A 12564-nucleotide genomic window follows, 5' to 3' on the forward strand; every position below is an offset into this window, starting at 1 on the left:
TTAGAGAATCTCCTCCACCTTCTTCAACACCTGTTCCGTCGTAATAGCCGCCAAGCAATCCAGCTGCTTTGGACAGGCCCGCTGCCAACAGTAACGGCAGGGCCGGTCAACTTCAATGGCATGGTGCAGCTGCCCATAAGGGCCATTGCGGTTCGCATCCGTAGGCCCCATGAGCATGATGGTCGGCGTCCCCAGGCCGGCAGACAGATGCACAGGCCCGGTATCACCACCTACGGTCAGGCGGGTGTTCTGCAGGATATAGGCCAACTGCTTGAAATTCGTCCGTCCTACCAGATTGAGCGGCGGTACCTCACTATGGCTGCAGATTTCTGCCGCCCGCTGCTCATCCACCATACCGCCGCCTACCAGCACAGGAATCAGCTGGCGATCATAAAGGAAATCGGCCAGTGCGGCAAAATACTCCGTTGGCCAGCGCTTGTTTGGCCAGTTGGCTCCTACTGCCAGCACCACATAAGGATTGTCCATATTGGCACCAGCCTGCGCAAAGATCTGATGGGCCAGATTGGCCTCCCGATCCGGCACGTCCAGAGTAAACCGCACTTCATTTACAGGACACCCCAGAGCGCGGGCTACATCCAGATAACGCTCCACAATATGACCGTTGGCATGAGCACCCACCACAGGCTTGGAGATCTTATCGCTGAATTCCCGCATGTTGCACATGCCCAGCTTCACCGGAGCCTGCCCCAAACGGGCAATGGCCGCCGATTTGAAAAGGCCTTGCAAATCCAGCACCGCATCATAACGACGCTTTTGGATCTTGCGCTTTATGGGACCATACTCACGCAAAAAGCCCCCTATGGACTTAAATTTCTTCTTCTCAAAGAGGATGACCTCGTCAATATAGGGGCTCATACTAACCAATTCAAACGCAGGTGGTTCTACCACCCAGGTAATATGAGAATCAGGATATTGTTCTTTCAAAGCATAAGCCACCGGCAATGCATGAATCACATCACCAATGGCACTTAACTTTACGATTAAAAAATTTTTCATTCTCTTAGCTCTTTATCTTCTTGATTATATTCGTCGTCGAGCGCCCCTCTACCATATCGATAAAGGCCACCTTGCCGCCATAACTCTGCACGATCTTTGCTTCAGGCAGAGTCTCCAGCGTGTAATCACCGCCCTTGACGTAAACATCCGGCTTGACTTCAGCGATCACAGCCTCCGCAGTCTGCTCACCGAAAAACACCACATAGTCTACGGCTTTCAGTGCACCTACGACCTTTGCCCTGTCCATTTCACTATTGATGGGCCGTTCCGGGCCTTTCAGCCGGCGCACGGATTCATCCGTATTCAAGCCCAGGATCAGCACATCGCCTTGTGCCCTGGCGGCTTCCAGATAGGTCACATGCCCGGCATGCAGGATATCAAAGCAACCATTGGTAAAGACAACCTTTTGGCCGCCTTTACGAAGTATTTCCGCCAATTTTTCTATATCGTTACGTTCAATGACCATAAAAACTCCTTTAACGCAAAGCCCGGCGCAACTCATCACTGGAAACCGTTGCCGTCCCCAGCTTGCGTACAGCAATGCCACTGGCGATATTGCTCAGCTCAGCAGCCTTAGCCGGTTCTATACCTGCTGCCAGCGCCAGGATGACCGTAGCCACACAGGTATCACCAGCACCAGACACATCAAAGACCTCACTGCGGTCAGACACGGGAATATCGTGGATAGCGCCATCCTTTTCCAGCAGCACCATCCCTTTCTCTCCCCGGGTCACCAGGACACCATCTGCCTGCAATTCCGCCATGAGTTCCTGCCCGGCGGCAAAAATGCTTTCATCATCATCCAACTCCCGACCAACGGCAGCAGAAAGTTCCGCATCATTCTGCTTCACATAACCAATACCTTTGAACCGGTGAATATCATATCGGCTGTCCACCATACTGGGAATATCATGCGCACGGCAATAAGCAATCAACTGCTGCTGCAAGGCATCCGTAATCGTGCCTGAACCATAATCACTCAAAACAACGCCATCCATTTCAGGCAACAGCCCCTTCAGATACTGCATGATCTGGGATTCATGGGCTTTCTGCATTGGCTTGTCGCTTTCCTTGTCAATACGCACGATCTGCTGGCTTACCGTGGCCCGGCCTCCGGCTATGATCCTGGTCTTGGAAATGGTCGGACGTTTTTCATCGCAGAATAAACCATCTGTATGGGCACCATTCGCTTCCAAGGCATCCTTCAACCCCTTGGCTGCACTATCCAGGCCCAAAAGGCCGACCGCGAAAACATTGCCCCCCAACGTGGCCACATTATTGACCACATTGGCAGCACCGCCAGCCACCACTTTTTCTCCTGCCTGCTGTAAGACCAGCACCGGAGCTTCCCTGGAAATACGGGAAATGCGGCCATCAACATAAATATCCGCCACCATATCCCCGATCACCAGGATATTCTTGCCTTGGAATTCCTCCACAATACTTGTCAATTCTTGCTTCATCTCTATCACCACGGTGTAAACTGCCAACGTAAACTGATCTGGTTCGTCTTGGATTTATAACGGACAATAATCTGCGAACAATGCAGATCATGGTACCAATAATAGTCAATATTTTTCCATTTCCGATGATCCAAATCATACTTCGTGCCCACAGCAACGCGATTGATATCATCGATCCGATAACTGAAGCCGCCTTCCAGCTTCTTGGAATAGCCATCATTATCGTAATCAAACAACGTATTGCTCTGATTCTTCTTATTGTAATGATATCCTGCGTAGGCAGCCCATCTGTCATTGAAATCCTTGGTCATCACAGCATCATAGCTCCAGCCATTCACCCGGGAGTCATCATAGGATTCACGGGTAATGCTGTAACCGGTTTTCAGATACAAGGTGTAACGATGGAATTTGATCGGGTCATACCCCAATGACGCACCGTACTCCGAATGATTACTGTGCACGCCATTGCCATACCAACGGCCATATTCAGTCCCCAAGCCATAAATGAAATGTGACTTGCCGATATGATCACTATAATTCCAGAACACGGACGGTTCCTTCTTGATCCACTTGCTGTCACCATCTTCAAAATGCCCATAGGTGACCCCCGTCTTCATGCCGCGATTCTGCCAGGTCAGGTCATAATTACTGCGCCAGCCATCCTTGGTATTCACATGGAGGTTGGTGTTCACATTCAGATTGGGCCGGACGGGGAATGACAGATCCCATCGGATATATGCCCCATCATCACTGTTATAGCCCACCCGCGGGAACACATGATCTTTCTTGTCTGGCGATGTGTCTACCTCATAATGCTTGCGTGTGAAGAGAGTCTTGCCCCGCACATGGAATCTCACATTCTCCAAAACAATTTTCTGCTGTGGATAGTAGGTGAGCTTATCGGCGCTCAGATGATAATCCGGTTTCTTCGCACCGCACTTCGTTTCCGTGCCATTGTAGACCACGATCTTGTCGGGATAGAATTCAAAGCGCTTGCCCGTGATGTAATGCGCACCGACCTTGCCTGTTGCATCTTCAATGGAGCCGGTCTTCTTGCCATAATTATAATGTGCCTTGTATCCATCCAGCGTGATGCGCATCTCGTTCTTGGGCACCTGCAGGATATGCGCCTTGTCCGGGATATCCACTTCCTGACGCTTGGTGTTGCCTGTAACCAATTCCCCTTGATAACGACGTGCATCCATCTGCAGGATATCGACCTTGCCCTTGGCGGTGAAGCTGCCATCCCGCTCATCATAAACCAGTTCTTCACCTTCAAAGACTGCCGGGACAGCCTCTTTCTTGGGATCGAAGGGATGGTTCAGATTCTTCTCCAGCGCCTTCGCATCTGCCAACAGTTTCTTCTGTTCTTCCGTCAGGCGGTTCTCCCGCTCAGCCCGATGTTCATTTTCGATATAATCCAGGGCTTCGATACCCGTATCGGAATCTGCGCGATAAGTGTTGTCAGCAGCTGCCGTCCCACTTATCAAAGGCAGGGTCAATGCAACCGTGAGCACCCCCGCCAGCCTGTGTTTATTCATCAAAGATTCTCCTATCGTTTAGGAATTCAACTTTCTCGTCAATCTTCTATATTATAACGCTTATCCATGTATTTTTCCATAAAAAGTATTATAAAGCCCTCCCCTTCAAGGACGCAAAGCGCGGGTGTCCACTGGACACCCGCGCTTTGCGCTACCTTCCCAAAAGGGAGATAGCTGCTTATATGGAAATGTTATTTGTCTGGCGATTTATTTGCCGGCAATACCCGGAGTCGTCATTTCCTTCGGCTGCAGGATCTTCTCCATCTGTTCCTTGGAGATAAGGCCCTTCTCGAGGATGACTTCACGCACCGGACGGCCCGTATTGTAGGCTTCCTTGGCAATCATTGCGGAGTTCTCATAGCCGATATGCGGCAGCATAGCCGTGACGATCCCCACGCTCTTGTCGAGCCATTCCTGGCACTGTTCCTTATTGGGCTGCAGATCGAGGAGCAGCTTGTCCACGAAAGTATCTACTGCATTGGTCAGATACTTCATGGAGTTGAACAGATTGAAGCTGATGACCGGCTCCATGACGTTGAGTTCGAACTGGCCGTTCTCAACACCCAGGGATACCGCGATATCATTAGCCACCACCTGATAGCAGGCCTGGTCGAGAACTTCAGCGATAACGGGGTTGACCTTGCCCGGCATGATGGAGGAACCCGGCTGACGCATGGGCAGCTTGAGCTCGTTGAGACCGCAGCGCGGACCAGAAGCCATCAGACGGAAATCATTGGCCATCTTGATGAGCACGAGAGCCGTGGTCTTCATGGCGCTGGACACATCGGAGAAGCCGTCCGTGTTGTTGGTGGCATCGATGATGTTGTCAGCAGTCACATATTTCTCGCCGGTCACTTCCGACAGGGTTTCGGCAACTTTCTTGATGTATTCCGGTTCAGCATTGAGACCGGTACCTACTGCCGTACCGCCCATGTTCACCACATGGATGGTGTCAATGGCATGATTGATGCGTTCAGCACCGCGGCGCACAGCCGATGCATAGGACTGCATTTCCTGTCCCAGCGTGATGGGTACAGCATCCTGCAGATGCGTACGGCCCATCTTGAGGATATCCTTGAATTCCTCACCCTTGTTGTCCAGCTCCTTGGCCAGTCTTTCGAGAGCTGCCGTCAGTTTCTTGCCTTTGTAGGAAAGGCAGACCTTGATGCTGGTGGGGAAGGTATCGTTCGTGGACTGAGCCATATTGGCATGGTTGTTCGGGCTGATGATATCATAGCTGCCTTTCGGTTTGCCAATGATTTCCAATGCCCGGTTGCAGAGAACTTCGTTGACATTCATGTTCACAGAAGTACCGGCACCACCCTGAATCGGGTCTACAGGGAACTGATCCAACATCTTGCCAGCGATGATTTCGTCAGCAGCCTGGATCAGCGGTTCGCCAACTTCTTTCGGCATGCGGCCAGTGGACATATTCGCCATAATGGTGGCCTTCTTTACCTTGGCATAAGCCTGCACGAAGTCAGTATCGATCCGCTGCCCCGTGATCTTGAAATTCTCCATTGCACGGGTGGTCTGCACACCATAGTATACATCATCCGGTACCTGCAGTTCACCAAGGAAATCATGCTCTGTTCTCATTTTTATCCACGTTCCTTTCCATCTTATATAGAAACAACACACATCACATTTTTAACCGCCAGAGATTGCCGCGTTTTTTATCGTTTGGCACCAATCTCTTGACTTGTTTCTCATTGTATCATGTATACAGAATACATGCAAGTACATTTTTGAAAAATTGTCCACAAATTTACTTGAGGTAATCCCGGCGCCCAAGAATGGGCGCCTTCTTTACTTACAACATTCCAATGATCTTCATGATCGGCAGGCCAACGCCCATCCAGACCACGATATGCAACACCGTGATGATGAAACCGATCTTCCACCATTCGCCCTGGCCCATGAAGCCGGCACCGAAGAAAATCGGAGTAACGCCGCAACCATAATGCGTGAGGAAGGATGCACTGTTGCAGAGTGCACCGAACAGGATCAGCACGCCCAGTACCGGAGCACCGGCAGCTACGAGGATCGTGGCAAAAGCTGCAAACAAAGCCATGATATGAGCAGAGTTACTAGCCAGCAGATAATGAGCCATGGTATAGATAATGCTCAGCACTACCAGCATGGTCAGCCATTCCATGCCTGCAAACTGCGCAGCCATCACATCCGCGAACCATTTCATCAGACCGAATTTGGACAGGAAGGCGGCCATATTGACCAACACGCCCATCCAGACGAGTACATCCCAGGCGGCATGCTGATGTGCCACATCAGACCAATCGAGGATTCTCGTCAGAAGCATTGCCGAAAGTCCCAGCAGAGCCACAAACGCGGAATCAATGCCATGATAGGAACCGGTAGCCCAGAGAATCAAGGCAATCACGAAGATGAAGCTCAGGATTATTTCCTTCGTGCTCATGGGGCCCATCTCTGCCAGTTCCCGTTTGGCCAGTTCCATGGTTTCCGGAGTATTCTTGAGTTCCGGATTGATGAGTTTATAGAGGATATACGGCGTAGCCACGGTCAGGATCAGACCGGGGATGATGCAGGCCAGGAACCAGTCGCCCCAGCCAATGGACGTACCGAAGATCTGCTGAGCCAGCGTATTGCAGAGCACGTTGTTGGAAGCGCCCGTCAGGAAGATACAAGCAGATGTGATAACGGCAGCATAAGCACTGAACATCAGGAATGCCCCCGTACGCACATTGGTTTTCTTCTCCGCATCAGAGCCGACAGCCGCCGTGATACTGCGGACAATCGGGAAGATGATACCACCGCCGCGAGCCGTATTGGACGGCGTGAACGGTGCAATGACGAAGTCAGCGGCACTCATGACATAAGCAACCCGCAAGGTGCTGCTGCCGAACTTGGACAGGAGCATATAGGAAATGCGTTTGCCCAGACCAGTCTTGATAAAGCCTTCTGCGAACATGAAGGCCGATACGATCAGCCAGATGGTCGTATTGGAAAAGCCCGCTAAAGCCTCGCCAGTCTTCATGATCCCGAGAATCGGCAGAAGCGTCAACGCAATCAGGGCAATCGCACCGATTGGCATCGGCTGGAGAATGAAACCGGCAATAGTGGCAATGAAGATTGCCAACAGGCCCCAGGCCTGAGCCGTTACTCCGGCAGGTGCCGGAATGAACCAGATGATAGCACCGATGGCCACGCACATCAGGCCACGGATCAGCGGGCTCAACCCGCCTTTAGAATCAGACATCTCTAATCCCTCCTAAAAATATGAATCCCTTACATAAGCCACTCTTATCTGCGAAATTGACTTATGATATAATTGATGATAATAATATAAAAGCATGACTACAAAAAACTACGAAATCCGATTGATTAACGAAATTTATTTTTTCATTTATTTTTTTCAGTTTAGGAGCGCTTTATGAACAACGAAAAAATCACCCGTCAGGATTGGATGGTTCTCCTGTTTATGATTATCTTGGTACCACTGGCCGGCGAACCCAAGATGCACCCCTTCAGCGGTGATTTCGCTAATTTCCGCGTCAGCTTCGGTTCGCCGGTTTTCCTGCTATTCCTGATCTGGCTCAGTAATTTTCCCCGGCTGTTCACCGGTGCAGTCGCGGGCATAGCTGTCATGCTCTTCCGCATGGGACTGGATATGTTCTATGGCGTCGAATTCCCTGCTGCCCTGATCGAACATATCCCCAACTTCTTCTACTACTTCATCTATTCCCTGTTCTTCGCCCTGCCACAGCTCTCCCGCAAGTCCATATATGAGCAGGCCTTGGGAATTGCCTTCTGGGCTATCATTGCCGAGATTTTCGCCAGCGTCGGTGAGTTGGCCGCTATGAATGCCATCGCCTATCAGCAGGCAGAGAGCTTTACGCTCGGCATGCTGGGCAGGCTGGTGCTTATCGCCATCCTGCGCTGTTTCTTCATCCTATCCTTCTTCTTCCTGTTCCAGCTTTACAACACCGAAATGCGCCTGGCCCGCAAGACAAAGGAAAAAGACCGGCTTACCACCTTGATTGCCGGTCTCTATGAAGAGGTATTCGAACTCAAGAACTCCCTGCAGAACGCGGAAGACATCACCCACGACTGCTACAATGTCTACGAGCGTCTCAAAAACGCAGCTCATACGCCAGAAGACGAAGCCATCGCCAACGAAGTCCTGCGCATTGCAGGCCAATGCCACGACATCAAGAAGAACCAGCAGCGAATTTACGCTGGCCTGCAGGAACTGACCCTGAACCGCCGGGTAGATGACTACCTTCCCCCGCATAAAATCGTCAGACTCATGGTACATACTCAAAAAAAATATGCCCGATCCCTGCAAAAGGAAATATTTTTCCATGTCAATGTTCCCACCGGCCTGCCTCCACTCCACTCCTTTATGCTGCTGTCCATCCTCAACAATCTTACAGCCAACGCCATTGAAGCAATCAAGACCAGAGGCACCATCAATATAACCATCATCGGCGGCACAGGCGATGGCCGGCTGAAGATTACCATTGAGAACACAGGCAGCTTCATTCCTCCCAGACGTCTGGAACGGGTATTTACCCCCGGCTATACCACAAAATTCGACAGCACTGGCAAAGCGTCCAGCGGCGTCGGCCTGACTTATGTGAAACACCAGACTGAGACCTTGGGCGGAACAATCACACTTACCTCTGACGGCAAGGATACCGTGACCTGCCATTTGGATTTGCCCTGCCAAAAACTGCATAAACCCGCAAAGGAGATAAACTATGAATATAATGCTGATAGATGATGATGACGCCGTCCGCATGATGTTACAGGACATCATTGAGGACTATGATCTGGGCCATGTAACGGCCTCTCTCTCCACTGCGCTGGACCTGAGCAATGAAATGCTACTGAGCCAGCATATCGAAATCCTGATCATCGACATGCTGATGCCCGGCATTGACGGCATCCAGGCCGTGAGCCGCATCAAGGATGATTTTCCCGGCAAGATCATCATGCTTTCTCAAGTGGAAAGCAAAGACCTTGTGGGCAAGGCTTACGAAAAAGGCATTGATTACTACATCATGAAGCCTCTGAATCGCAACGAAATCGTCAGCGTCCTAAAAAACGTCAGCGAACACCTGCGTCTGGAATCCTTCGCTCACAATCTGCAGAATTCCCTGCTGAGCCTTACCCCCCAAAAATCACCAACGCCATCCCAGCCCAAGGAAGACCGCCGCACCCGCACGGAAACCCAGCTCAAAGAATTGGGCATCCGCAGTGCTCCCGGTGCTCAGGATCTCTTGAATATAATGGCCTATATCGAAAAAAACGCCGGCGAAATCACCGCTCTCAAAACACTGTTTACCGCTGTCGCGGAAGAACAAGGCGCCGAAGACCCTGCCAGGGAAGCAAAAGCCATGGAACAACGCCTGCGCCGCACCATTTTCCAAGGGCATATCAATGTTGCCAGTATGGGCGTGCTGGACTATACCAACCCTAAATTTGAAGACTATGCGCCACTCTACTTTGACTACAACGATATCCGCAGCACGATGCGCCTGCTGGAAAATGATGAAAAACCCACCCTTTCCCAGGTGCATATCAACATGAAAAAGTTCATCCATGCACTCTATGATGCCAAAAACAATTAATCCACAGTTATCCACAGATTTATCCACATTATCCCCAATTGTTGGGGATAATCTGTGTATTACTATCGATGTTATCCACAGCAAACCGTGGATAACTTTACACTATTACAAGTTATTCCGATAAATAAAGCGAATTTGTAAAAAATGTGTTATACTAAGTTTGTTTGTTAGGGAAAATTTTATCAAGTTAGGGGGATAGGCTCCGACAGACAGGACTGTTGGAGCGAGATTAATGGTAAAAAACAAACAATTAGGATTAATTGCACATGACGAATGGCTGGCACCTTATGAGGACGCTATTCGGGGACGTCATGAACACGCAGTCTGGAAAATCGATCAACTGACACAGAACGGCAAGCGTACCTTGTCAGACTTTGCCAGCGGTCATCTTTACTATGGCCTGCACAAACAGGGCCGTGGCTGGGTATTCCGCGAATGGGCTCCAAATGCGCTGGCCATCTATCTGATTGGTGATTTCAACAATTGGCAGGAAGAAGAAGCCTATAAGCTCGAACATATTCCGGGCACTGGCAACTGGGAGCTCAAGATTCCTGCTGGCAAGATCAAGCACGGCGACCTGTATAAAATGAAGGTCCACTGGCGTGGCGGCGAAGGGGAACGCATTCCTGCCTGGGCACAGCGGGTTGTACAGGACGAGAACACAAAGATTTTCTCCGCTCAGGTCTGGAACCCGCGCAAGAAGTTCGTCTGGCATGATGCAAAATTCAAACCGCACACCGCACCACTGCTTATCTACGAATGCCATATCGGCATGGCGCAGGATGCGGAAAAAGTGGGCACCTATAAAGAATTCAAGGAAAATATCCTGCCCCGGGTAAAGGCAGATGGCTATAACTGCATCCAAATCATGGCCATTCAGGAGCATCCTTATTACGGCAGCTTCGGCTACCATGTCAGCTCCTTCTTTGCCGCCAGCAGCCGCTGCGGTACGCCGGAAGAACTCAAGGACCTCATTGACACCGCTCACAAGATGGGGCTGACCGTTATCATGGACATCGTCCACAGCCATGCCGTCAAGAATGAAGTCGAAGGTCTCGGCAATCTCTGCGGTGACCCCAATCAGTTCTTCTATCCCGGTGACCGCCACGAGCATCCGGCCTGGGACAGCTTGTGCTTCGACTATGGCAAAGATGATGTGCTCCACTTCCTGCTGTCCAACTGTAAATACTGGCTGGAAGAATTCCACTTCGATGGTTTCCGTTTCGATGGCATCACTTCCATGCTCTACTACAGCCATGGCCTCGGTGAAGCCTTCATGAACTATGGCGACTATTTCAATGGCCATCAGGACGATAACGCCATCTGCTATCTGACCCTGGCCAACAAACTCATTCACGAGATCAAGCCCCATGCCATCACCATCGCTGAAGATGTCAGCGGCATGCCGGGACTGGCAGCCAAGTTCGAGGACGGCGGCTACGGCTTCGACTACCGTCTGGCCATGAATGTGCCGGACTACTGGATCAAGACCATCAAGGAACAGAAGGACGAGGATTGGAAACCATCCAGCATCTTCTGGGAAATGACCAACCGCCGCGCCGATGAAAAGACCATCTCCTACGCCGAAAGCCACGATCAGGCCCTCGTAGGCGACAAGACCATCATCTTCCGCCTGATCGATGCCGATATGTACTGGCACTTCAGCAAGGACAACCGCAATGGCATGGTAGATAGAGGTATCGCCCTGCACAAGATGATTCGTCTGGTCACCGCCTCCACCATCAACGGCGGCTATCTGAACTTCATGGGCAATGAATTCGGCCATCCGGAATGGATTGACTTCCCTCGTGAAGGCAACGGCTGGAGCTACAAATACGCCCGCCGCCAGTGGCATCTGGTCGATGACCAGAATCTCTGCTACCACTACCTTGGCGACTTCGACCGGGAAATGCTCACCACCATCCAAAAGGTGAAAAATTTCCAGAAACAGCCCGTGGTGGAAATCTGGCATAATGATGGCGACCAGGTCCTGGCTTACAGCCGTGGCGACCTCGTCTTTGTCTTCAACTTCTCTCCGACACAGTCCTTCCCGGACTACGGCTTCTTAGTGCCGAAGGGAAAATATGAAGTGGTACTGAATACCGATGCGGTAGAATTTGGTGGCAATGGGCTGGCTGACGACAGCGTAATCCATAAGACCAACTTCGACCCCCTCTACGAAAAAGATGGCAAGGAATGGCTGAAAATCTACATTCCTGCCCGCAGTGCCGTGGTTCTGCGCAAGAAAAAATAAATGAAAAATCGCTGGAAAGCAAAATTGCTTTCCAGCGATTTTTTTCGCTAAAACTTAAAGATTGGAAGTGCAATGCGGACACTTGGTGGCTTCATCGGGAATTTCCGTCTTGCAGTAAGGGCAGAGACGGGGGTCTTTAGCCGGTTCTTCCTCTTTCTGGGGCATCAGGCGGTTGACCTGCTTGATCAGCATGAAAATCGCAAAGGCCACAATCAGGAAATCAATCACCACATTGAGGAAAGAACCATAGGCAATGACCGGCAGGCCGGCAGCCTTGGCCTCAGCCAATGTAGCCGCAGGAGTGCCCGACAGATTGATGAACAGATTGGAGAAATCCACATGCCCCAAAATGAGACCAATCGGCGGCATCAGAATGTCGTTGACAAAGGAGGTCACAATCTTGCCGAAGGCAGCACCGATGATGATACCGACAGCCATGTCCAGAACATTGCCACGCATAATAAATTTCTTGAATTCTTCTACCATAGATAATCCCCCTCTATATAGAATAAATAACAACAATGACAGTATAACATAAATGCACGAAAAAAGCACCCGTAAGGGTGCTTCGCTTAACTGGCAACGCCCTATCCTCCCAGTCCGTCTCCAGACAAGTACTTTCGGCGTATGAGTGCTTAACTACTGTGTTCGGTATGGGAACAGGTGGAACCACT

The 12564-nt window shown here is 50.7% G+C and carries 10 protein-coding genes and 1 rRNA gene; 3 read left to right on the top strand and 8 right to left on the bottom strand.

Annotation, left to right across the window (positions count from 1 at the left end; genetic code table 11):
- The 6 genes from BUB68_RS05400 to BUB68_RS05425 all read right to left on the bottom strand — a co-directional run bounded on the left by BUB68_RS05400 (nt 1) and on the right by BUB68_RS05425 (nt 7259).
- Complete coding sequence (locus BUB68_RS05400; protein WP_073088775.1) at nt 1-1017, bottom strand: glycosyltransferase family 9 protein; 1017 nt, start codon at nt 1015-1017, stop codon at nt 1-3.
- A gap of 4 nt (nt 1018-1021) precedes the next feature.
- A complete protein-coding gene (gene rfaE2, locus BUB68_RS05405) occupies nt 1022-1483 on the bottom strand; it encodes a D-glycero-beta-D-manno-heptose 1-phosphate adenylyltransferase (RefSeq protein WP_073088777.1) in 462 nt (153 codons plus the stop codon).
- A gap of 10 nt (nt 1484-1493) precedes the next feature.
- Nucleotides 1494-2480, bottom strand: a complete 987-nt coding sequence (locus BUB68_RS05410) for a bifunctional heptose 7-phosphate kinase/heptose 1-phosphate adenyltransferase (protein ID WP_081371867.1) — start codon at nt 2478-2480, stop codon at nt 1494-1496.
- Nucleotides 2481-2485: 5 nt separating this feature from the next.
- The gene (locus BUB68_RS05415) at nt 2486-4021 is read right to left on the bottom strand and encodes an organic solvent tolerance protein OstA (protein ID WP_073088779.1); all 1536 of its coding nucleotides are present in this window, start codon (nt 4019-4021) and stop codon (nt 2486-2488) included.
- A gap of 207 nt (nt 4022-4228) precedes the next feature.
- Entirely contained in the window at nt 4229-5620 is a 1392-nt protein-coding gene (locus tag BUB68_RS05420) for an aspartate ammonia-lyase (protein WP_073088782.1), read from the bottom strand.
- Between the two features lie 214 nt (nt 5621-5834).
- Nucleotides 5835-7259 (bottom strand): DASS family sodium-coupled anion symporter, encoded by a 1425-nt coding sequence (locus BUB68_RS05425; RefSeq protein ID WP_073088784.1) that lies wholly within the window; start codon nt 7257-7259, stop codon nt 5835-5837.
- 174 nt (nt 7260-7433) lie between these two features.
- Between BUB68_RS05425 and BUB68_RS05430 the strand changes: the two genes are divergently transcribed.
- The 3 genes from BUB68_RS05430 to BUB68_RS05440 all read left to right on the top strand — a co-directional run bounded on the left by BUB68_RS05430 (nt 7434) and on the right by BUB68_RS05440 (nt 11890).
- On the top strand, nt 7434-8786 hold the full coding sequence (locus BUB68_RS05430) for a sensor histidine kinase (protein ID WP_073088787.1): 1353 nt from the start codon (nt 7434-7436) through the stop codon (nt 8784-8786).
- Nucleotides 8764-9636, top strand: a complete 873-nt coding sequence (locus BUB68_RS05435) for a response regulator (protein WP_073088789.1) — start codon at nt 8764-8766, stop codon at nt 9634-9636. Before BUB68_RS05430 ends, BUB68_RS05435 begins: the two co-directional genes overlap by 23 nt.
- Before the next feature lie 232 nt (nt 9637-9868).
- Nucleotides 9869-11890 carry an alpha amylase C-terminal domain-containing protein gene (locus tag BUB68_RS05440; RefSeq protein WP_073088791.1) on the top strand — a complete coding sequence of 674 codons (2022 nt, stop codon included), beginning with the start codon at nt 9869-9871 and terminating at the stop codon, nt 11888-11890.
- Between the two features lie 54 nt (nt 11891-11944).
- On the opposite strand, the gene mscL is transcribed toward BUB68_RS05440, so the two are convergent.
- Together mscL and rrf are read right to left on the bottom strand one after the other, a co-directional pair.
- Nucleotides 11945-12376, bottom strand: a complete 432-nt coding sequence (gene mscL / locus BUB68_RS05445) for a large conductance mechanosensitive channel protein MscL (protein WP_073088794.1) — start codon at nt 12374-12376, stop codon at nt 11945-11947.
- Nucleotides 12377-12464: 88 nt separating this feature from the next.
- A 5S ribosomal RNA gene (gene rrf / locus BUB68_RS05450) occupies nt 12465-12564 on the bottom strand; the annotation flags it as partial.

Source organism: Pseudoselenomonas ruminantium, from assembly GCF_900142515.1.
Lineage (GTDB): Bacteria > Bacillota > Negativicutes > Selenomonadales > Selenomonadaceae > Selenomonas_A > Selenomonas_A ruminantium_D.